Origin of the sequence: Metallosphaera javensis (ex Sakai et al. 2022) (assembly GCA_021654415.1) — an archaeon.
In the GTDB taxonomy this organism is placed as follows: domain Archaea; phylum Thermoproteota; class Thermoprotei_A; order Sulfolobales; family Sulfolobaceae; genus Metallosphaera; species Metallosphaera javensis.
Map to the genome: position 1 here is coordinate 1,076,021 of AP024487.1, position 21,067 is coordinate 1,097,087.

The 21,067-nt window shown below is 47.5% G+C and carries 19 protein-coding genes; 8 read left to right on the plus strand and 11 right to left on the minus strand.

Translation table 11 applies throughout. The features are described 5' to 3' along the window. Nucleotides 1-95: 95 nt before the first annotated feature. Entirely contained in the window at nucleotides 96-860 is a 765-nt protein-coding gene (locus tag QVC96_RS06310; RefSeq protein ID WP_287690272.1) for an enoyl-CoA hydratase/isomerase family protein, read from the plus strand. On the opposite strand, the gene QVC96_RS06315 is transcribed toward QVC96_RS06310, so the two are convergent. Both QVC96_RS06315 and QVC96_RS06320 read right to left on the minus strand, forming a co-directional pair. Further along, nucleotides 843-1,838, minus strand: coding sequence for an ABC transporter permease (locus QVC96_RS06315; RefSeq protein ID WP_238025389.1), 996 nt, complete (start codon nucleotides 1,836-1,838; stop codon nucleotides 843-845). The two genes, QVC96_RS06310 and QVC96_RS06315, sit on opposite strands and share 18 nt — an antisense overlap. After that, nucleotides 1,838-2,563: an ABC transporter ATP-binding protein gene (locus QVC96_RS06320; RefSeq protein WP_238025390.1), complete on the minus strand. Its 726-nt coding sequence runs from the start codon at nucleotides 2,561-2,563 to the stop codon at nucleotides 1,838-1,840. Before QVC96_RS06320 ends, QVC96_RS06315 begins: the two co-directional genes overlap by 1 nt. 194 nt (nucleotides 2,564-2,757) lie before the next feature. Between QVC96_RS06320 and QVC96_RS06325 the strand changes: the two genes are divergently transcribed. From QVC96_RS06325 to QVC96_RS06335, 3 genes are all read left to right on the plus strand, one after another. Beyond that, entirely contained in the window at nucleotides 2,758-2,949 is a 192-nt protein-coding gene (locus QVC96_RS06325; RefSeq protein WP_287690273.1) for a hypothetical protein, read from the plus strand. Between the two features lie 34 nt (nucleotides 2,950-2,983). Beyond that, the gene (locus QVC96_RS06330) at nucleotides 2,984-4,909 is read left to right on the plus strand and encodes a 4Fe-4S binding protein (protein ID WP_287690274.1); all 1,926 of its coding nucleotides are present in this window, start codon (nucleotides 2,984-2,986) and stop codon (nucleotides 4,907-4,909) included. Nucleotides 4,910-5,034: 125 nt separating this feature from the next. After that, entirely contained in the window at nucleotides 5,035-6,675 is a 1,641-nt protein-coding gene (locus QVC96_RS06335) for a cbb3-type cytochrome c oxidase subunit I (RefSeq protein ID WP_287690275.1), read from the plus strand. Between the two features lies 1 nt (nucleotide 6,676). Here QVC96_RS06335 and QVC96_RS06340 read toward each other — a convergent pair whose 3' ends face one another. After that, a complete protein-coding gene (locus QVC96_RS06340) occupies nucleotides 6,677-6,916 on the minus strand; it encodes a SelT/SelW/SelH family protein (RefSeq protein WP_238025393.1) in 240 nt (79 codons plus the stop codon). A gap of 184 nt (nucleotides 6,917-7,100) precedes the next feature. Here QVC96_RS06340 and QVC96_RS06345 point away from each other — a divergent pair, with 184 nt between their 5' ends. Genes QVC96_RS06345 through QVC96_RS06355 form a run of 3 tightly spaced genes read left to right on the plus strand, consistent with a single transcriptional unit; the run spans nucleotide 7,101 to nucleotide 11,744 of the window. Next, nucleotides 7,101-8,156 (plus strand): radical SAM/SPASM domain-containing protein, encoded by a 1,056-nt coding sequence (locus tag QVC96_RS06345; protein ID WP_287690276.1) that lies wholly within the window; start codon nucleotides 7,101-7,103, stop codon nucleotides 8,154-8,156. 55 nt (nucleotides 8,157-8,211) lie between these two features. Continuing rightward, the gene (gene leuS / locus QVC96_RS06350; RefSeq protein ID WP_287690277.1) at nucleotides 8,212-11,028 is read left to right on the plus strand and encodes a leucine--tRNA ligase; all 2,817 of its coding nucleotides are present in this window, start codon (nucleotides 8,212-8,214) and stop codon (nucleotides 11,026-11,028) included. 8 nt (nucleotides 11,029-11,036) lie between these two features. Then, the gene (locus QVC96_RS06355; RefSeq protein WP_238025396.1) at nucleotides 11,037-11,744 is read left to right on the plus strand and encodes a hypothetical protein; all 708 of its coding nucleotides are present in this window, start codon (nucleotides 11,037-11,039) and stop codon (nucleotides 11,742-11,744) included. Here QVC96_RS06355 and QVC96_RS06360 read toward each other — a convergent pair. Then, nucleotides 11,719-14,052 (minus strand): M1 family metallopeptidase, encoded by a 2,334-nt coding sequence (locus QVC96_RS06360; RefSeq protein ID WP_287690278.1) that lies wholly within the window; start codon nucleotides 14,050-14,052, stop codon nucleotides 11,719-11,721. The genes QVC96_RS06355 and QVC96_RS06360 overlap by 26 nt on opposite strands. A 416-nt stretch (nucleotides 14,053-14,468) precedes the next feature. On the opposite strand from QVC96_RS06360, the gene QVC96_RS06365 reads away from it, so the two are divergent. Further along, a complete protein-coding gene (locus QVC96_RS06365) occupies nucleotides 14,469-15,407 on the plus strand; it encodes an RsmB/NOP family class I SAM-dependent RNA methyltransferase (protein WP_287690279.1) in 939 nt (312 codons plus the stop codon). A 4-nt stretch (nucleotides 15,408-15,411) separates the two neighbouring features. On the opposite strand, the gene QVC96_RS06370 is transcribed toward QVC96_RS06365, so the two are convergent. The 7 genes from QVC96_RS06370 to QVC96_RS06400 all read right to left on the minus strand — a co-directional run bounded on the left by QVC96_RS06370 (nucleotide 15,412) and on the right by QVC96_RS06400 (nucleotide 21,045). Next, nucleotides 15,412-15,771, minus strand: a complete 360-nt coding sequence (locus QVC96_RS06370; RefSeq protein ID WP_287690280.1) for a hypothetical protein — start codon at nucleotides 15,769-15,771, stop codon at nucleotides 15,412-15,414. 38 nt (nucleotides 15,772-15,809) lie between these two features. Then, nucleotides 15,810-16,163, minus strand: coding sequence for a hypothetical protein (locus tag QVC96_RS06375; protein WP_012020541.1), 354 nt, complete (start codon nucleotides 16,161-16,163; stop codon nucleotides 15,810-15,812). Nucleotides 16,164-16,310: 147 nt separating this feature from the next. Next, nucleotides 16,311-16,499: a DNA-binding protein Mcu7 gene (gene mcu7 / locus QVC96_RS06380; protein WP_009071314.1), complete on the minus strand. Its 189-nt coding sequence runs from the start codon at nucleotides 16,497-16,499 to the stop codon at nucleotides 16,311-16,313. Nucleotides 16,500-16,742: 243 nt separating this feature from the next. Next, complete coding sequence (locus tag QVC96_RS06385) at nucleotides 16,743-17,618, minus strand: hypothetical protein (RefSeq protein ID WP_287690281.1); 876 nt, start codon at nucleotides 17,616-17,618, stop codon at nucleotides 16,743-16,745. Nucleotides 17,619-17,661: 43 nt separating this feature from the next. Further along, nucleotides 17,662-18,276 (minus strand): HAD family hydrolase, encoded by a 615-nt coding sequence (locus QVC96_RS06390; RefSeq protein WP_238025636.1) that lies wholly within the window; start codon nucleotides 18,274-18,276, stop codon nucleotides 17,662-17,664. A gap of 5 nt (nucleotides 18,277-18,281) precedes the next feature. Beyond that, the gene (locus tag QVC96_RS06395; protein ID WP_287690282.1) at nucleotides 18,282-19,727 is read right to left on the minus strand and encodes a DUF790 family protein; all 1,446 of its coding nucleotides are present in this window, start codon (nucleotides 19,725-19,727) and stop codon (nucleotides 18,282-18,284) included. Next, entirely contained in the window at nucleotides 19,714-21,045 is a 1,332-nt protein-coding gene (locus tag QVC96_RS06400) for a DEAD/DEAH box helicase family protein (protein WP_238025402.1), read from the minus strand. The genes QVC96_RS06395 and QVC96_RS06400 overlap by 14 nt, the downstream gene beginning before the upstream one ends. Between the last annotated feature and the right edge of the window lie 22 nt (nucleotides 21,046-21,067).

Here is a 21,067-nt window from a genome sequence, read left to right on the forward strand (position 1 = left end):
GCTGGGCTAGACCGCTAACTCCTTTTGACTGGTTCTCAGTGGACATACACTGTCAACTCCTATCCTTAAAATGATGAAGAGATTATACATGAATCATGGATGTCACTCTGGAAAAGAGGAAGGGATATCTCCTCCTTACGTTCAACACTGGTGGTAAGTATAACGTTTTCACCACCAGGTTCATGATAGAAATGATAGACTCTCTCTCTGAGATTGAAAAGATAAGGGATCCCCACTACCTTGTGATAAGGGGAGAGAACGGGAATTTCGGGGCCGGCGCTGATGTTAAGGAACTGTTGAAGGCCAATGGCGACAAGGAATACGCCAGGGTCTATTTCGGCCACATGAAAGATCTGTTCGTGAAAATGTTATCCCTGAATAAAGTTACCATAGGACTTGTGGAGGGGGTTGCATATGGTGCCTCCATGGAACTTCTCCTTGCTCTTGATATAGTGATTGGGAAGAAGGGGACTAGGTTCGCCGCTCCAGGAGGAAGGCTGGGAGTTTTCCCACCAGTTTTGGTCTCCATTGGACCCTATCTCCTAGGACACAGGGCTTCAAGGAAGCTGGCCATGTTGGGAGAGGAACTGGACACGCAGGGGGCAATAAACGTGGGGCTGATAGATTACGAGGTTGAAGACATGGATAAGGGACTTATGGAGGTCCTCAACAGGTTAAAGGCCATGTCCCCATCGGCCCTAGTAAGAATGAGGAAATTGATACTTCTGAGCCTGATACCTCATCTGGAGAAGGCATTTGACGAACTCGCCACTCAAGTGACATCAGACGAGGCCAAGGAGGGCATAAGCTCTTTCTTCTCCAAAACCACCCCTTCCTGGTCCTCAGTCGGTTTCTCTTAGTTTCATTAATCTTCCCCCCACGTATACGAATGCCACGGTGAGGATTGCTATGTAGCCCACGTCAAAGAGCGAGGGTAGAACGTTATAGACTACCAGATCCCTGATGACATCATTTATCACAGAGAGAGGCTGGTAGGCAACTATGGGCTTGAGAAGGGGAGGAAAGGCACTGAGGTTAAAGAAGGCGTTACTGAGGAACATGAGGGGAAATACAAGAACGTTAGCCGCTGTCTGGGCTACGAACAGTTTGTCCTTGGGGCTCAGGCCGAAAATTACGGCCCCCAATCCCGCAAACATCAGGGTGGAGATGGCCAAGAACGCGACGAATGACACGCTGATAAGCGGTAAGAATCCGAAGGCAAGACCCAAGAGAAGTATGGGAACCGTGGAGATCAGGGTTATTACGATTTCATATACTATCAAACCCATAACCCATTCGTAGCTCCTGAGGGGAGAGGCTGCTATCCTATCCACCAGTCTATCCCTGTAATATCCAGCGGCCACACCCGTAACCCCAAATACACCGTTCGACAAGGAGATAACACCTATCATGCCTGAAATCACGTAATCGTAATAGGTGAAGCCCTGTTGCGAAGAAACGTGGAAGGAAACTGTATTGACCCCTGAGAGGTAATTCTGAATAATGGCTTCCAGGGAGGGCACTAGGTAGTTATCCTGTTGAGGATACACTATGTCAACCTTACTCCCGTTTACCGAAACGTAAACGTAATTGTGAAGAAGGGCTTCCCTCTCGTCCGATCCCACAATTCCCGTGAAAAGTTGAGTGCCGTTCAGGTAACTGGCCAGAGAGGGGTTTCCGTTTACCATGACCATAACATGAGGTTCCGCCGCGGCCCCGAATCCCAGGGCGAAAATAAGCGTCAGGAAAAGCGGGAAGAAGATCACAAAGAAAAGGGTTGTCTTACTGCTCAGGTTGTCCTTTATGATGGCCCAGGCAGTGATCAGAGCATTCCTCATCAAGCATCACCCAGAGATTCCATGAGAGCTAGATAGGCCTCCTCCAGAGTCTGCTTCCTGAACTCCTCCATGAGTTCCCCAGGAGTTGAAAGCCTAACTATCTTCCCATTAAAGATGATGCCAATCCTGTCGGAGAGCTTCTGAGCTTCGTCCAAATAGTGGGTGGTAAGCAGAACAGATATCCCTCTTTTCTTCACGTCAGTTATGAGGTTCCACACGTCTCTTCTAGACCTTGGGTCAAGTCCCACGGTGGGCTCATCCATAAAAAGCAGCTTTGGGTCGCCTGCCAGAGAACATGCAATGGCCACTCTCCTCTTGTACCCGCCAGAGAGGTTCCTGAACCTAGTTTTCCTGTACTCAATTAGATCCAGGGATTTCATCAGCTCCTCGACCTGCGACTTGTCCCCCTTGTAGAGTTTCACGAAATATCTGATGTTTTCCTCTACCGTTAGATCAGAGAATCCCTGAAATTCCTGCGGTACAACCCCAACTCTCTCCCTGACCTTGTCACATTGCTCAGGGACATTAAACCCCATCACCTCAACCTTTCCGTTGGTAGGCTTAGTTATGCAGGAAAGTATCTTCACCGTGGTTGTCTTTCCCGCTCCATTGGGACCGAGCAACGAAAATATCTCTCCGCTTTCCACGTGAAAGGTTATTCCCCTTAAGGCCTCCTTTCGCCTGTTGTAAACTTTCCAGAGGTTCTCCACATCGACTATTCTCATGAGTCCGATATATCTGAATAAGGGAAAGTAATTAATTTATCGTAAATCCGTAATTAACTATGGGGCTAGTGTGAAGGTTAACAAATCCAGTCTATCCTGAACCCATGATCACTCAAGTTTAAATCAATGACGTCTAGGAATATTAGGTTAAGATATTTAACATTGCATCTTGATTTTATTATGGACTGATGATCATGTTCTATCTGCCAATCTTCCTTATAGTTGCCTCTTTAATGACCGCTTTCTCCATTTACTTAATTTACCTAGTGAAGAGAGGAATAAACGGAATTGGCTTCCTCCTTGTGCTCTACCTGAGCGGAAGCATGGTAGTTATGTTCGCCTCTCTCTCAGTGTTCTTCTCCTCTCCTAATCAGAAAGATATTTAACATTGCATCTTGATTTTATTATGGACTGATGATCATGTTCTATCTGCCAATCTTCCTTATAGTTGCCTCTTTAATGACCGCTTTCTCCATTTACTTAATTTACCTAGTGAAGAGAGGAATAAACGGAATTGGCTTCCTCCTTGTGCTCTACCTGAGCGGAAGCATGGTAGTTATGTTCGCCTCTCTCTCAGTGTTCTTCTCCTCTCCTAATCAGACCACCGAGGCGTTGGCTTTGGCCTCCAATTCTGCGTACATGATCTTCGGCCTCATACCGATTCTCTTTACCATTAACAGGAAACCTAATACAAGAAGGTGGTACACAGTCCTGCTCTTTGCTCTGACCATGGCCATCTCGGAGGCATTGATGGGAGAGACATTCTACTCAATCCTGACTAAACAGCTGGGAAACCCCCTGCTCGGTGTTCAGAATTACTGGTATTTTGGCGTCATGATATCTGAAATGATATTCACCCTTCTTTACTCGCTCAGGAGTATGGAGAGGACTCTCAGAAACTACCTGATTGTCGCCCTCCCCATTATGGGTATAGCCCCAGTTATTTTCCCCAATGATTCTACCTTCATAACTGTAACCACTTGGCTGAACGCCAGTCTAATGATTGTAGCGACTATCCTCATTTACGAGACGCTCTATAGGGACAGGCTCAAGAAAACTCAGGAGACCATGACCTCGCTGGAAATCATGCTCCTCTTCACCTTTATGATGGCGGGACTTTTCACCTATTACCTGTCCGGGACCTGGTACGTATTTGACCTCTCCATGTTGGCTGGAATGACGTGGTTCATTTACAGGGCAATTCAAGGACCGAGCCACCTGAAAGGAAACTACACAAGGGACGCTATCTGGACGTTCTCTTTCATCCTTGTTACCTTTATAATGGAGTGGTTCATGGGAGGAGTCCTAGATTTCGTGACTGGAAACTTTGCCACGGGCGTATCGGGATTCCTTTCTTCCCTGTCCCTAGGATTCGTAAATCCCACCCTGGACCTGGGACTGGGAGCGCTCTTTGACTTCCTTTCCATCTTTGGTTCAGTTACCGGCTCTATCTGGTTTCTCATCATGATGGGAACTGAGATGGGAATGCTTGCTGTGTTCAGGATAGGACAAGTGAGGCTACGTGAGAACAAGGTTAGGCTTGCACTGATGGTGTCGGCGTATGCAATTTACACCATTTATCTACCTTCATTCTCCCCTCTGGCATCCAAGATACCCTACATACCCTACATGTGGAGCATGGGCCTAGGCACCCTTGGTCCAGTCGCGATCAAATACCTACTCCCGGGTATAGTGGGAACATACGTGGTGAGCGCAATCCTATCTTTCCTCTTCGGCTCAAGGCAGATATGCTCCGTAACGTGCACCGCTCCCACCATGTATCAGGGAACTTTTTATGATTCCCTCAAGAACTTCAATAGGACCTCAAAACTGGGAAGAAAGACCCTTTCTAGTAAACTAAGACCTTGGTATAAGGTCATTGCCCTGTCAGTATGGGTTTCCCTCCTTGCCTTTGCAGTGATCTCCTATCTAGATCAGATTGGAGTCCTGAACCTCACCGTGTTTGGAAATGATCCCACAGTGTTCCTTTACTCCTTCTACTTCAATTTCCTGTGGTACATTGTCTTCATTTCCATCCCCTTCATGGGTTCCTATGCCTGTGTTACCCAGGGATGGTGCTCCTGGGGCACCTTCAATCAGTTCTTTGGAGGACTGGGACTGTTCAGGCTAAGGGTTAAGGATCCAGGCCTGTGCGTGAAGTGTGAGACCAAGGCCTGTGCTGAGGCGTGCCCAGTAGGCAACACGGACCTACCTGGAAACTTCATTAGGAAGGGAGAGTTCAAGTCCATGAGATGCATAGGCGTGGGTGACTGCGCCGAGGCGTGCCCTCACGACAATATCACCTTCTACGACATAAGGTCGTGGCTCAAGGAAAAATTAAAGTGATTTCCTGATTTATTTAGTTTCCTATTTTATTAAATTTCTATCAATTATTTCTCGTCAGAGTTAATGGAGTAATTTTAACTTTTATAAGACAAACGTATATATTGGTTATCCTTGTTAATGATAGTATGGAAACTCCCATAAGCGGATTGGTAAACTTCGTTAAACAAGTCTTCCAACTTGACAAGGACTGGTTATCCAGAATCACCATGGCAATGATTGTAATGAGCTTGATATGGGGAATGCTTGGCATAATAGATGCCCTGATGGCGAGGATTCAGGAAGCGGTATGGGCGACGTCCTCCAATTTCATACTGACCTCTCAGGAATATTACGGGTCCATTACGCTTCACGGGGCTAGGGACCTGTTCGGATTCGCCGTCCAGCTGGAGATAGCTGTCTTCGCCTTCCTGTCCCTCAGAATTCTGAAGATGGAGCCCAGGGCCAAGTGGTTCATGAATCTCTCCTTCATCATCTTCAATATTTCCTTCATGCTGCTTGAGGGGCCCATAGTCCTTTATCCAACCTTCAACGATAACTACTTTTCTGCAGGCTCCTGGTATTATCTAGCCCCCCTTGGATTACCCAACTACTCACAGTACGTTCTGAGCCCGCTGTGGTACATCGGAATGGAGCTACTAGATATTGGAACCTATATGTTCGTTATCTGGCTAATATACCACTTTTACCTGGCCTCAAAGACCACAAAGGAGAAACTACCTATTTTCACGGTTTACGCCCTGATGACGGCGTTAATGATTGCCATAGGATGGAGCGGTGAGGCTGCTGCTAACACGTGGGACCTTCTGGCAATTGCTGGAGTAACTGGAATGAACGTAATAGCCAATCAGATAGCGTTCTGGATCCTTGGACACTCCATCGTGTACATAGTATGGATGCCGGCTGTAGCTTCCATGTACTATCTAATTCCCCTACTTGCGAACAAACCCCTGTACAGCGACAAGATGGCGAGAATAGCTGCGCTCATGTACCTCATCTTCTCCAATAACGTTCCAATTCATCATCTCTACATGGTGAACTTCCCTGTCTCTGTGAAGGTTATGCAGGAAGTTCTCACCTACGCCGTGGTTGTACCTTCCATGCTAACTTTCTTCAACCTCTGGGCTACCGTGAAGGGCGCATCAGTAAAGATCAATCTAATCTCCATGTGGATAAGCATAAGCTTCGCGGGGGCGATCGCTGCAGGTGTAACGGGAATTTCTAACGCGAACATAGCCTTCGACTCCATCATTCACAACACAATGTGGGTTCCAGGTCACTTCCACGCAATGATATTCTACTCAATCGTTCCCGCCGGTTTCGCCACGCTTTATTACATGGTTCCAATGCTCACGGGAAGGATGTGGTACTCCACCAAGATTGGATGGTTACACATGATTGGATACATGATAGGAACAACCATGGTAGTCTACGGATTTGATGCCCTGGGACTTGCAGGTCTTACGAGAAGAGCAGAGGTATTCCCAAGAACGCCCGTGTATGTTACTCCAGAGCTGATATCTGCGCTGGGTGCATTGATAGCTGACGTCGCAACATTGGCCTGGCTTGGAAATCTGGTATTGACGCTTCTGAAGGGAAGAACTGCAAATCTGGAGGGGCTCTCCATAGGCGAGACCATTAACACGGTGGCACTACAGCTAGGAGCCCCTGAGCTATCAGGTTTCAGCGCTCCCAGCGTTATTGGCCTGATAAGGGCAGAGGAGACCAAAATAAAGAGCCTCTTCACGAGGATGAAGATAATAAGATAAGTTAAGCCAGCTGTTTTTTATTAGCTACTTCTTTTAGAATTTCCTCAACTTCTGGAAATCTTTTTAGCTGATACCTCGAAAGTTTTAGTTCCCCATCCACGTACACATCGAAAATACCGTTCTTCCCCTGTTCCAACTCTACCTTTACGTCATCGAAATATGAGAGAACTTCCCTTGAGGCCTCCAGGGCCCTATCCAGATAACCGCATGGCCTGCAATAAACTATCTTAACTGTGTGCATGAGATGATCAAGTTTACCTCAGTTAAATAGTTAACTACCTAAATAGAGTAATAATTCAAATTTATTAATGGGAACGGAGGATCTTTACATGGTCCTTGGGTAACATCAACTTATTCTTTGAAGTTATAGTTTAGCGGTGAGAGTCTATACCACACTTTTTAAGTGAAACATCTTCACCATGAATGTGCTTTGGTTAATCTTCACTTCAGGTAAGTGTAATTTAACCTGTGATTACTGTGGCGGTTCCTTTGAGAAGGAGGTAGTTCCTTGGAAGGTAAAGTATAACGTCGAGAAGTTGAGGGAACTGATCTCCAGAGACCCCGACCCTACGGTCATTTTCTACGGCGGAGAACCACTATCTAACCCCAGATTTATTGCCCAGTTCATGGACACAGTAAAGGCCTCAAGATATGGTATACAGACCAACGGGACTATGGTGAAACTTCTCCCTGAGAAGTACTGGAGGAGAATGAATGTGGCCCTTCTCTCGATAGACGGAAGAAAGGAGATAACGGATAAGCATAGGGGTAGGGGGATTCACGACAGGGTGATAACCAACGCCAGTTACCTTAAATCGCTTGGCGTAGAAACCATTGCCAGAATGACGGTTACGCAGGACAGTGACATCTACGAGGAAGTTACATATCTGCTCAACACGGGAGTTTTTGACAAGATCCACTGGCAACTCAACGTGGTATGGACGGACAGATGGAACGTAGAGGAATGGGCCAAGACTAGCTACCTCCCGGGAGTAAGGTCGCTGGTCAGGCTATTTGAGGAATCCCTCAAACAGGGTAGAATTTTGAGGATAATTCCCATCCTCGGAGTGATAAGTGCCCACTATTTCGGAGGTTACAGGGGATCACCCTGCGGGGCCGGTTATAACTCAGTGTCAGTCACAACGGACGGGAGGATAATCTCATGTCCAATCGCTGTCAGAGAGAAGTGGGCTGAATTGGGTAACGTAAACACCGGCTTCAGGCTTCTGGACGAACCCCTACCCAGCGAGTGCAGGACATGCGAATTCAACAGAGTTTGCGGTGGAAGGTGTCTCTACGCCTCCCAAGAAAAGTACTGGGGAGAGGAAGGATTCAAGGTGGTTGACGACATCAACAAGGAATATCTCCGAACCGTGCTCTCACTCATTCCAACCGTGGAATCACTGGTACGAGAGGGCAAGATTTCGTTGAATGACCTCTACTACGATCCCACAAAGGACTCCACCGAAGTAATACCATGATCTCTAAATGAAGAACACCGCAAAGTAATAAAGGACCGTCCCATGTATAATCACTATGGATTCAGCATTCTTCAATGAGGTCGCAAAAAAATGGCAAGAAAAGTGGGAGAGCAGTAGAGTATTTGAGGCCAATCCCTCTACCTCTGAGAAGTACTTCATTACCGTGGCATTTCCCTACACCAACAGCCCCCTCCATATAGGACATGGAAGGACCTACATTACCGCTGACATAGTGGCCAGATATCAGAGAATGATAGGGAAAAACGTTCTTTTCCCCTTCGCGTTTCAGTTCACTGGAACCCCCATTCTCTCCATCTCCGAGTCAATCAAGAGGGGAGATATGGACATAATCTCCGACTTCATCAACCTTTACAAGGTCAGCCCTGAGAAGGTTAAGGAGTTCGAGGATCCCCTGAAACTGGCCGAGTATTTCAGGGACGATATGAAAAGGATGGCCAAGGCCCTAGGGCTTAGCGTGGACTGGAGGAGGGAGTTCACCACAATTGACCCCAGATTTGAACAATTCATAAAATGGCAATTCAGGAAGCTGAAGGAGAAGGGCTTCATCACCACGTCCACTGACGCCGTGGGTTATTGCCCCAATGACAATTTCCCGGTGGGAATGCATGACACCAAGGGAGACGTGGAGCCTGAAATCCAGGAGATGGATGTGATAGAGTTTGAGGGTAAGGACGTGGTTTTTCCCACGGCAACCTCCAGACCGGAGACCGTATTTGGGGCAAACGCGGTCCTGATAAACCCTGAAACCACTTACGTGATCGTGAGAGGTTCCAACTGGGTTCTCTCCAAGGAGGCGTTCAAGAAGCTTAGCTATCAGAGGGAGCTCGTCCCCGAGAGGGAGGTCCAGGGAAAGGACCTGATTGGATTGACCGTGAAAAACCCCATAACTGGAAGGGACGTGAAGGTGTACGGAAGCAGATATGTAGACGCCAGGCTGGGTACAGGTTCCGTAATGGCCGTTCCCGCACATGAGCCCCTACACTACCTTGGTCTATCGGAGGTACTGAATGAGGTGGAAGTGATTCCGGTCATCAACACCGAAGGCTACGGTGACTTCCCAGGACCGGAAGTTCTTGCCCTTGCGGGTACCAAGAACCCGGCCGAACTCAAGGACTACATAGACACCCTCTACAGGGAGGAGTACTACAAGGGCGTTATGAGGGAGGATATCGTGGACCTGGTGCCCGATTACATGAGATCCCTCGTTAAGGACAGAATTGCAGGGAAGAGAGTTCCTGAGGCCCGCAGAGAGACAGTGGAACTGCTCAGGAGTCTTGGGAAACATGACCTTGTATACGAGATATCCAATGGGCCAATTTACTGCAGGTGCGGTGCGGAGATCGTTGTTAAGGTGATCAGGGATCAATGGTACATAACATACGATAACCCGCTGTGGAAATCATGGACCATGAAGGCACTGGACAGGATTAGCATCATCCCTGAAGAGGCTAGAAGGGATATGACAAAGGCCATCTTTTCCATGAGGAGGAGGGCATGTTCCAGAAGCAGAGGACTTGGAGTTAAACTCCCCTGGGATGAATCCCAGATAATAGATAGCCTGAGCGATTCCACCATCTACACTGCATTCTACACGGTTGCACATAAGCTGAATTACGACCCGTCCAAACTCAATGATCAGTTCTGGGATTTCGTGATGCTGGGAAATGGAGATCCAGCAGAGGTCGGTAAGACCACCGGGATAAGCCCCGAGAAACTGAAGGACCTCAGAAATGAGTTCTCGTACTGGTACCCCCTTGACTCCAGACATAGCGGAAGAGACCTTGTTCAGAACCACCTTCCATTCCTGGTTTACAACCATCTGGCCATATTCGGGGAGAGCCTCCTGCCCAGACAGATAGTGGTTAACGGCTTCGTGAGGGTTGGAGGGAAGAAGATGAGCAAGAGCTTCAGGAACATTTACCCGCTCTATAAGGCCGTGGAGGAGTACGGTGTGGACCCTGTGAGGCTTGCATTGACGATTTCCTCTGAACTGCTGGAAGACACGGACTTTGATGTAAACACAGTGAAGGCTGTGACGGATCAGCTACGCAGGATGTATGATCTGGCGGTGAATGTATCCAAGCTAAAGGAGAACGACAATGTGGGACTTCCAGAAAAATGGTTGCTTTCTATCATCCACTATAAGGTTAAGGAAGTAGGCGAGCTGATGAGCTCCCTGGACCTCAGAAAGGCGTTCAACATCATCCTGTACGAATATTATGAAATCCTCAGGGATTACCTCAGCATGATAAGTACCCCTAACACGGGGGTGTTGAGAAAGGCCGTGGAGGTCTGGGCCAGACTGATTGCACCAGGAGCCCCACATATTGCCGAGGAGATATGGCACATATTCAATGAGGGTTTTGTCTCGCTCGCCAGATATCCCGCACCCGACGAACTTGAGGTGGATGGACAGGCAGTGATCCAGCTTGAATACATAAGGCACCTCATTAACCAGGTGAAGGAAATTTCCTCAATGGCCAGCAAGCAACCCGAGAAGCTCATCATTTACGTCTCCAACTCCGACGAGCTAGGAATTCTCAGGACTGTATTGAGGGGACTGAAGGAGAGAAAGAACCTAAGGGAGCTTAGCTCAATGACGGGACAGAGAGAGGAATACCTGAGAAGCCTTGTGGAAAGGGTCCAATCCCTACCTCCAATCCTGAGAGATCTAGTCGTGGTCTACCCACTGGACGAGTTCAAGACGATAACCGAGAATCTCAACTTCCTCGTCAGAAGATTGGACGTGGATGAGATCCAGGTGTACAGGTCAGACGATGTCAGCGCACCGGACTTAAAGGGGAAAAAGAGTAATGCCCTGCCCTTACTACCTGGTATTGCAATAATCTAGGTGGGAATTTGGAATTACTTGAAACGCAGGAAGTATTTGAAAGAGTAAGTCAGTTGATTAATTCCGCTACTGAGAGGCTAATCGTCCTGACCGATAAGCTGAGAGATTCCATCGCCCAAGATCTTCTGAGGAAGGCCGGAAGTGGAGTGGATGTAAGGCTAATTACCTCAGATCTTAACTGGGCCAGATGGCTCGAGAATAGGGCTAAAGGTTACATGAAGGATGAGGAGGAAAAGATATCCCAAGAAATCCAAGAGCTCTCCAACAAGATTGAGTTGTACACCAGATTGCCATGGATAGTGCTGGTGACCGTAGGGGCAGTATGGGTTGTTCTTCTTATTAAGGGCATAAGGGGTTTAGAAATTGTACCAGCACTTCTGCTGGGTCTGGGTATCATCTATTACATGCTGTACTTCTCCTATAGGAAGAGGAAAGCATGTAGGGAAGAGGTTGCAGTTAAGGTGGAGAGCAGAGAAAGGATGGCAGAAGAATATAAGGGAGTAAGGGAGAGCCTCACCAAGCACCTACACGTCGTGGAGATAGATTTCGAGCTAAGCTTCAGCGTGATAGTCTCAGATTCTAATGCAATGATTACTTCCACTCCGCTTGAAACCGAGAAAGAAAAGGGCTATCACGTGTACACCGAACTTGAAGTGGAAGATGCCATGAAAATAATCAATTCAATATTATCTATGCAATCCTTGAAACCGCCTTAAGGATCTCTATTCCCTGCTTTATTCCCTTCTCGGATCCCCTTATTGGATTAGCCTCGAAAAACTTCTCCACCTCTTCAACTCTCCCCACTCCGAGTAGGGGTATTACGTCAGCCATAACCCTGCCGAATATCCCGGTCCCTTGATAGATCTCTGCAACCTTCCTGGCATGTATCTTTATCCACTCCCATACCGCATCCCTCACGTCCGGATAGAATAGAGAGTACTGGAGGGATCTAATTATGTCCTGCTTCTTCATCTCTCCCGTGAATACCATGCTAAGGATATTGACAACAGAGTGAGGCGAGTTCATGGAGAGCATGGCATTGAGAAGCCTGGTCTTATCCTCGTCAAATTTAGATTGTTTATAGAGGGTCAAGAGCTGATCCAGCACCTTAGGACCTGAGGACACGGCGTAGGCTACAGCAACGGCGCTTTTCAGGTCTCCGTCCAACTCCTCGTACTGGGCAAACTGAGCGGATAGGGATTTCGCGAATTCAGGGTCCATCTTTGATAGGTTCATGGCCAAGATGGAGTAGGTTCTCCTGCCCACAGGGTCATTCCTGCCACTCCACTCCTTCACCTGCTTCATGTGGAATTCCTTTGCAATATCCCCGTACTTTTGACTATTCACTGCGTACAGCATGGAGAGCTGATCTGCCAGCTCCAGCACGGGAAGGTGATGCTTGGCGTTCATTAAACTTCTCACAATCCTGAAGTACTCGTCCCTTGAGACTTTCCCTGCAAGGAGGAAGGCAAAGTAGTCGTTTGCTAGACCCCACTGCTCCTCTGGCGTTAGCTCCGAGTTTAGGACTGGCGTCAGATCAGAGTATAGCACTCTGTAGAACCCGGCCTTGTCCAGGTTTACCTTGAGCTTCTTCACCTGCCCTACCCTGATCCTGACGCTCTTACCCTCCATGACCAAGTCCTTTTTCTCCCCGTTAACCGTCAGAGTTAAGGGGATAGGGTAGGTCTTATCTGGGACGGGATGTAGACCAAACCTTTCCTGGGTAATTTCCAGCTCGTCTCCCTTAATCTCCACCCTGACAAGAGGATACCCTTCCTCAAGTATCCAGTGGGGCATTATCTTGGAAACAGGCTTACCCGATGCCTCCTCAAGGCTGGACCATAGGTCCTTTCCCTCAGCGTTTCCGTAGCTGAACTTCTCCAGGTACTTGGAAATACCCTTCCTGAACTCCTCCTTCCCTATGTATGACTCTATCATTCTCAGGATTGACGCACCCTTACCGTAGCTTATGTCGTCAAAGATCTGTTCCACCTCCTCCGGGGAGTTAACCTTAGTTTCGATGGGATGGGTAGTGGGAATGGAGTCCTTCAACAGAGCCCCAGCCATCCCGTCCAAGAGGACTCCCCACATGTACCAGTCTGGCCTGAGCATGTCTATTATCTTGTAACTCATGAAGGTGGCGAAACTCTCGTTAAGCCATAGATCGTTCCACCACTTCATGGTAACTAGATCTCCGAACCATTGATGGGCCAGCTCGTGTGCCACCACCTCTGCAACCCTCCTTATGTTGGAGAATCCAGACTTCTCGTCTGCAAGCAGAGCGGTCTCCCTGAAGGTGATAGCACCCCAGTTCTCCATGGCACCGAAGGCGAATTCTGGGACAGCTATGAGATGAACCTTGGGCAGCTGATATTTTATACCGTAATACTCCTCGTACTTCTTTATGAAGTCCCTAGCCATCTCGGCGGGGAGCCTCGCCTTACCGATCTTCCCGGGAACCGTGGCCACGATTATCTCGGGGGTATTCTGAAGCCTGAACTCCTCAAATTTACCCACTCCTACGTAGAGGAGGTATGTGGACATGGGAGGGGTCTCGTGAAATTCGTAGGTAACCTGATCCTTCTCCTCCCTTGTTCCCCTGACCGGCATATTGGAGATTACCTGCAGTCCCTTGTCCACTGTCACAGATAATCTGAACTTGGCCTTGTATGCTGGATGATCCACGCATGGTATGAACTCCCTAGCGTGACTCGATTCAAACTGCGTGGATATCATGTAACTGCCATCATAGGGTGCCCTGTATATTCCAACGAGGGTATCCCTAACTTTTCCCGAGAAGGTTACCTTGAGGTTGCCCGAGAATTTACCCGTTCCAATTTTCACTTTGTTCTCATCCTGCTGGAAAGTGATAGGCTTTCCGTCAACCTCCACTAAATGAATCTCCAGTCCCACGGCGTCAAGTTCCACTCCATTCTCAGTCTCTAAGTTGATGACCTCTGTTCCCCTGTAACTTAATTCCTTAAAATTGAAAATTACATGAATATCATACGAGTTTATCTTCATGAAACCATGTGAACATCGTTCAACTAAAAAACTTATGGACTTGACCACTAATGTCAAGGTCTTTCCATAGTTCCTGAACTCTACGAAAAGATAGGCGATTTTCTGGATCTGGACCAACTACCCCTGCGTGCTATAGAAATGAATTAACCTGTCCCTTTCGGATATCGAGAGGCCCAAGTTTTATAGTTCATAGCATCAATCCTTCAATGTCCGGACAGTGATGAGAGACGAGATTCGGTGAGCCCTTTGAAAGCACTCCTACTAACGATAACTGTGTTAAGGTCATTGTCAGGGCCCTCAGGCATCTGGATTCCTCATCGCTGGAATCCAGTTTCAAGAAGGCCGTAAGGGAGATAGGTGAGAGCGTTCCTGGTTGCTTCGAAACATATCGGAATGTTGTTTGGGCTCTCCCTCACGTGAAGCGCTTGTACCCACTGTTGGACCTGAAGTCCCCAGAGGCAGTAAAGGTAGCCCTCTCCGTGGGGGCTGATCCCTTCTCCCTCCCCAAGTGGATCCTCGAGAGAGTTAGACCTCTCCTTGGGGATGAGGGATTACGAAAACTTCTGAGAAGGAAGAACTGGGTAAGGTTAAACACGCTGAAAAATAACTTGCAGGATATCCTGGAGAGGCTGAAAAGGAAGGGTTACTCTTTCAGGCCTGACCCTGAATTTAGCTACCTTGTGGAGTGGATATCCCCTCAGGTGTCCTCCCTCCCCGAATTCAGGGAGGGTATACTTATACCTCAGGATAAGTCCAGCGTAATAGTAGTGAAGGTTCTTGATCCGAAGCCCGGAGAGACAATCCTTGAAATAGGTGGAGCGCCCGGTACTAAGACCTCTCTCATACAACAGCTCACAGAGAATAGATCATATGTGATCTCGGTGGACGTATCCATGAAGAGGGTTGAGGTACAGAGAAGGCTTCTTCAAAGATGGGGAGTCCAGAACGTGGATCTAGTGATTGCAGACGGAAGCGAGTTCTGGATTACGAATGCGGATAAGATCCTGATAGACGCCCCCTGCACCAACTCTGGGACAATAAACGTGGATCCCTCGATTGCGCTTCGCCTGACCAAGACCGAACTCCTTAAGCTCGTTAACGTCCAGAAAAGGATACTGAGAAGGGCACTATCTCTAGGCGTTCCTGTCGTGTATTCCACATGCTCCCTCTTCCCGGACGAAGGTGAAAGGCAGGTTGAAGAATTTTCTAGGTATCTGGTGAAACTGACAGACGATCCTCTTCACCAGGGCTACAGAAAGTCCAAGGTATGGATGAAGGTTATGAGAACTTATCCACATCTCGACTATTCGGAGGGGTTTTTCATCTCAAGGATAGAGCCTCACATGACCAGGTGAACTTTCACAACAGCGATAGACCAAGGCCTATGGCTGCCAGAATAACCAGAATGATCAAGGTGATAATGAACGCAACGATGGCTATGCCCAGAGAGCTCAACCAGCCCACATCAAATATTGTCTTGAATACCCAGAGCACTGCAATGAAACCCACAATGAGGGCAATGAAGTGACTGAACGGGCTAATCAGTCTATCCAGAATTAAGAAGATGAGTATACCCACAAACGTTGCAAGCATGGCCTTTCCCAAACTGGCCTTAGATGAAAACAGCTTAGCGGACAACCACACAGGTACAGAAGCTATTACCCACGAAATTATTAAGGACAAAATAAAAATCAAAATTCCAATTAACAGATGAGCCATCTAAACCCTTATTACATCCTAGGACATATCTAAAAAGGTTATTCTGGATATGCCTCTGCATACATCTCTTCGTCCAAATCCTCCCTAATACCCTTCTTGACCTCTTCTAGGTGCTCCAGAATCTCGTCCAGAGTGTTATAGGTAGTGGGTATGTACTTTATTCTTCCATAACTCATCATGTAGGAACCTGGACACAAGAACTGATTCTTAACTATTATTGCCTCAGGTTCCAACTCCAGTATCGCAGCCATGGTAGCTTCCTTACTCATGGCATATGCTGGATTCTCATACTGCTCCACCTCTCTCTTCTCCTCGTCAATTATTGCAATGATTTCTGATTCCTCCAATGGCTTAAGGTTTCTCTCCTTATCATATGTGAGAGCTATTCTCATTTAGATCAACTCTACTTCAACTCATAGCTTATAAAATAGTGTATAAATCCAATGATCTAATGCTTGAGCTAATAAACATAGAAAATTAGAAATATAATGAAATTCAAGAGAAGAGAAAAAGAAAACATTTAGTCAAAAGGGTCTTTTTTACTTCTTTCCTATCATGTTCAGTAGTTCCTTGGGTGCGTCCTTCTCGCTAACAGCGCCTCTTCCGGTCTTACCGTTGTCGTCGTAGGTGAAGGACACCATCTTTCCTACTTTCCAGACCTTCTTTACCTTGCTTATATCCACCTCTAGGTCTTGACCCTTATACTTGAACTTTATTTTGGTTGCCATTGAATGTTAATACGGTATCAACGTTTATAAACCTTACGATAGTAAGGTAAGTACTACTAATGATAATACCTTAATTAAAAACTCCTTTTAAAGGGACCAAATTTTATCGAGAGTGATTGGATAACAACTCCTAACTAATAAAAAAAGTCTTTTATTTATAGTCAAAGAGAAGCTAGTTTCCATGGATAATACTGATTAGATGGGGGGGAAGATTTAGAGAAAAATCTTGAAAAGAAATCTACCTTAAAGCCTTTCAATGATGTACTCAAATGCCTGAAAATTTTGATTGGGTTGAGCTTGAACCAGGACCACATACTCTCCCTTAAGCCCAACGTAGTAGAATGTTTGTCCAAAGGTGCCATTCACGGAGAGATTAAAGTATTTGGCTCCGTTCAGGGTTCCGTTAACTGCAAGTGATGAGGGTCCTTTGGATGACCCGTTTGAGGATACTATGGTGGTAGAGTACAGGTAGTTATACAAGTTAGTTGAATTAGTAGCATGTAGTATATCAACTCCGAGGGATTCACCACTTGTTGAAGTGGTACCTAGATAATACGCTGAATACTGTGTAAAGTTACCCTGTTGTGAGGTCAGGTTACTCACGGCGTATTCAACCAGGGGTAGAGATGAAGAGCTGGGATACATGAAGCTCGGCACCGTTATCATCGTACCGTTTCCACCTATCAGGTCTGCCTTGGCCAAGGACAGGAAACTTTCCTGAATGGATTGCGAAACATTGCCTGTGGCATTTACCTCTATCAAATAATGTCCCACCACGGCATGTGGAAGGCTTGTGGTGGCGTTGGGCTGACCCGCATAGCTGACTATTGAGATTGAAACAACTGTCGTATTGGAACCAGAGGGCTCCACGTACTCTTGATACAGCGAAAGTGCATTTGGATACATTCCGGACAGTAACTGTGAAGAATTTATCTCTCCCAAAGAGATCACTTTCCACTTCCCTGGAATATCTTGAGTTATTTGACTTTGAGTGGGTAAAGTTGGTCCGCCTGATGCTACAATGTTGGATGAGTTGTGATGAAGCTCCAGAAAGGCAAAAACTCCCGCAAGGGCTATTATCACCACTGCGATTATACCTATAATGAGGTTTCTGTTCATTAGTAAATGCTCTAGCCTAGCATAAAAAACTCTTTCATAATCCTTAAAGTCTCAGGACTTTTATCACGTCGCACGGACTTTCCACTATGATGGCTCCCTGACTCTCCAGAAATGATAGGTTCAATCCCAGTTCGCCCTTCAATATGAAGATTTTTCCCAGGCTCGCTCCCTTAAATGCGTGGAAGTCATGAAGCGTGTCCCCAACCCCCACGCTCTCTGAGGCCGATGCCCCTAGCTTATTGAGAGCAAGAATCACGGGAAAGGGATCTGGTTTTCCCTTTTCTACGTCATCACCAGCCACCAGTAAATCGGGGGTCACGCCGATTGCCCCCAGACTCCTGGACGCTGACCTCCTCAGGGATGAGGTAACAACAGCTATGGAGTATCCACTTGACCTAGCCTTATTCACCATCTCCCTGGCGCAGGGTAGTGGTGTGGCCTTCTTGACCACCAACTCGTCAAATATCTCATTCTTAACCTCGAAGAGCTCTTGGTATCTCTCCCCACCAAGAGTCTTAGCTATATCCAGAGTCCTCCTTCCCATGAGAAGGTCAAGATCCACGTTTGCACTGATTCCTAGCCTTTTCATGGCCAGCTCCCATGCCTCCTTGTGAAGGAGAGCCGTGGTGGCGAGAGTCCCATCCAAGTCAAGAATCATGGCTTTCACTTTGTGATCACCGCCTCAGCAATGTTCACCCACTTTATCTTATAACCTAACCTTTCGAGCACCTCAGTTATGAACTCTCCCCTTTCCTTAACGAGTTCCTGGAGCTTTCTACCGGAGAAGTCTTCCTTTGAAAGCTGTTCCATGAGCTTTTGGCTAACGTAATAGTTCTTCAGAAGTACGTATCCGGGAAATTCCCTAAGATTTTTACGAAGGAGTCCCTCTGATACCCCATATTTTGTGGCCAGTTCCTTGAGTGATACCACGTCACTTCCGTCCAGTTCGTATTCCACCCTTCTTGTTGGGAGAGACTGCTCAATCTCTCTCAGTGCCCGGTATACCTTTGCAGGATCAATCTTTCTCTTGAACGTGACCACTGGCAAATCGCCAATCTTCCCGGATCCTAGTTCCTCACTCACGATGGGTATTAACAGATTTCGCGTCCCCTGGAGTTTCTTCACCTTTTCCCTCAAGTAATCCTCTGTCCAGAAGCCCACCACCTCAAGGTATACCTTCAGGTCGTCCTTGACAGCTAGGAAGTCAGGTAGAAATATCCTGCCGTTGACCACAAGGGGTCCAGGCTCTCTCTCCAGTTTCCAATCCCTTACCGTTCCCCTGAAGTTCCAGTAGAAGTCTTCCTCCACTGAACTATCAAAGAGCTTTCCCTGCTCCATCCTCCCGCCAATCCACTGGTGATTCTCCACCTTCATCTGGTAAACCCTTCGCTTCCTCTTTCCCAAGATGATCTCGGCCTCTATGCTCCACCTGCCTGAACCAATTACGTAGGGCACTAGAATGGCTAGGTTTCTCCCGTATTTCTCCGATGGCTTCAGAAGAGTATAGGGACCCATAACCTCTATCCTCACAGGGTTGGGATACGCGGTATACATGAGGCCTAGTCTCTTCACGGTCCTCAAGAGGTCTTTCCAGTTTCCTTCCGTGCTCAGGGTTACCCTATATGACCTGAACAGGATGGTCTGAAGGAGAGAGAGGTTATACTCCTTTACTATATCCTCCGGAGAGGGTATCTCCACCTTGGAGATTACCTTGCTCTCATCCATATCCCCAAACATGAACCTCTCGGCATCAACACCGAGTCTCTCGCTTACCTCCCTTAACCTCCTCTCCCTTTCCTCCAGTGTGAGTGCGGGACCCCCGGCGAACAGCTCCTCCCTTATCCTCTTGGGATCTACGGGGGACTCACCGGACAGGATGATATACCTGGAGATAACCCTGTGAAGACCTCTCACCAGCTTTGCTCCCTGGGTGGTCTTTCCATACATCCTTTCCAATAGCTTGACGTTCTCCTCTACCTCCCCGTAAGTGATACCAACCCTGTAGAAGGGAATCATCTCCTTCACTAGCTCCAGATCCTTCTCCCCAGCGAAGGAAGGATAGATGGTGTCCCCGTAAATCCTGAACCTTGCTAGCTCACTTGGTAGCACTGGATCTCCTCCTGCTTAAGTTATGATCAGTTGTCCCCTTGGTTACAATCTCTATGAGTGTGGCTACCTTTCCCTCCTTCTTCCTGAGGATTCTCCCAAGTCTCTGTAACATCTGCCTTGAGGTTCCATAACCTCCTAGCACTATACCCACGCTTGCGTCGGGAACGTCAACTCCCTCATCAAACACGTTCGAGGCAACAATTACCCTGTAATCCCCACTCTTGAACTTGGACAGGATCTCCTGTCTCTCCTCCTTCGACGTAAGGTAAGTTACTGCAGGAACCAGGAATTCCCTGGATACCTTGTAGGCCATATCAACGTCTCTCGTGAAAATTATTATCTTCTCGTTTCTGTAGTCCCTGAGGATATCCCTCAACTTCATTAGCTTACTCTCAGAGTTTACGGCCAGCCTCAATGACTCATTCCAGGCCAGTAAGGCCTCCCTGGCCTCCTTGTCCCTTCCAGCCATGAATATGAATCTCTGAAAATCCCTGGGCCCGGCCATCCTGATTCTTCTCCTCTTCAGAAATGAGGTAAACTTGTTCCTCAACTTCTCGTACAGTTCCTTCTCCCTGGGAGTTAACTCCACATAGACCTTCTCGACCTTAAACTCTGCCAGGTATTTCCCGGCTAACTGTGATGGGGAGAGTCTGAGCAGGATTGGACCAACCACTTCCCTCAATAGAACGTGCCTGCCATCCTCCCTCTCTGGGGTGGCAGTTAATCCCATCCTGTAGGGCGATGCCATCAGTTCCCCTATGTTTATGTAGCCAGTTGAAGGAAGATGGTGAACCTCATCGAATATCACAAGGGGAAATCTGTTTCCCAGCCTCTCTACCTTGGTATAGGCCGAATCATACGTAATCACCGTTATTCCCTGAACGTCATCCTCTCCGCCCCCCACAATTCCCGGTTTAACACCCAGGGAGTCCCTTATTCTGTCTCCCCATTGATGAAGGAGCTCAATCGTGGGAACGACCACCAGGGTTGCCACCCTGAGGTTAGCAATGGCCTTTATTCCCAATGCGGTCTTACCTGAACCTGTGGGCAACACCAACACGCCTCTCTTCTTGGACATCCATACCCTCATGGCCCTTTCCTGATAATCCCTCAGTTTCAGGGAATCCCTTATGAGCGGAAAGGGAATCGGATCCATTACCTCATCCTTAACCTCTATCCCTCCCTGCCTGAAGTACTCCAGCACCTGATAATACCTGTAGGCCGGTGCGACGTAGGCCTTAAACTCCTCTCTCCACTCGAGCGATGGGGCGTAGTGATCGGAAATAAGCAGTCCCCTAAAATATTTCAGAAGTACCAACCTTGATTCTGATTTAATACTT

Excerpts from the sequence above, each read along its gene's own strand:
- QVC96_RS06310 (WP_287690272.1), top strand. The coding sequence starts at position 96 with ATGGATGTCACTCTGGAAAAGAGGAAGGGATATCTCCTCCTTACGTTC.
- QVC96_RS06315 (WP_238025389.1), bottom strand. The coding sequence starts at position 1,838 with ATGAGGAATGCTCTGATCACTGCCTGGGCCATCATAAAGGACAACCTG.
- QVC96_RS06320 (WP_238025390.1), bottom strand. The coding sequence starts at position 2,563 with ATGAGAATAGTCGATGTGGAGAACCTCTGGAAAGTTTACAACAGGCGA.
- QVC96_RS06325 (WP_287690273.1), top strand. The coding sequence starts at position 2,758 with ATGTTCTATCTGCCAATCTTCCTTATAGTTGCCTCTTTAATGACCGCT.
- QVC96_RS06330 (WP_287690274.1), top strand. The coding sequence starts at position 2,984 with ATGTTCTATCTGCCAATCTTCCTTATAGTTGCCTCTTTAATGACCGCT.
- QVC96_RS06335 (WP_287690275.1), top strand. The coding sequence starts at position 5,035 with ATGGAAACTCCCATAAGCGGATTGGTAAACTTCGTTAAACAAGTCTTC.
- QVC96_RS06340 (WP_238025393.1), bottom strand. The coding sequence starts at position 6,916 with ATGCACACAGTTAAGATAGTTTATTGCAGGCCATGCGGTTATCTGGAT.
- leuS (WP_287690277.1), top strand. The coding sequence starts at position 8,212 with ATGGATTCAGCATTCTTCAATGAGGTCGCAAAAAAATGGCAAGAAAAG.
- QVC96_RS06360 (WP_287690278.1), bottom strand. The coding sequence starts at position 14,052 with ATGAAGATAAACTCGTATGATATTCATGTAATTTTCAATTTTAAGGAA.
- QVC96_RS06370 (WP_287690280.1), bottom strand. The coding sequence starts at position 15,771 with ATGGCTCATCTGTTAATTGGAATTTTGATTTTTATTTTGTCCTTAATA.
- QVC96_RS06375 (WP_012020541.1), bottom strand. The coding sequence starts at position 16,163 with ATGAGAATAGCTCTCACATATGATAAGGAGAGAAACCTTAAGCCATTG.
- mcu7 (WP_009071314.1), bottom strand. The coding sequence starts at position 16,499 with ATGGCAACCAAAATAAAGTTCAAGTATAAGGGTCAAGACCTAGAGGTG.
- QVC96_RS06385 (WP_287690281.1), bottom strand. The coding sequence starts at position 17,618 with ATGAACAGAAACCTCATTATAGGTATAATCGCAGTGGTGATAATAGCC.
- QVC96_RS06390 (WP_238025636.1), bottom strand. The coding sequence starts at position 18,276 with ATGATTCTTGACTTGGATGGGACTCTCGCCACCACGGCTCTCCTTCAC.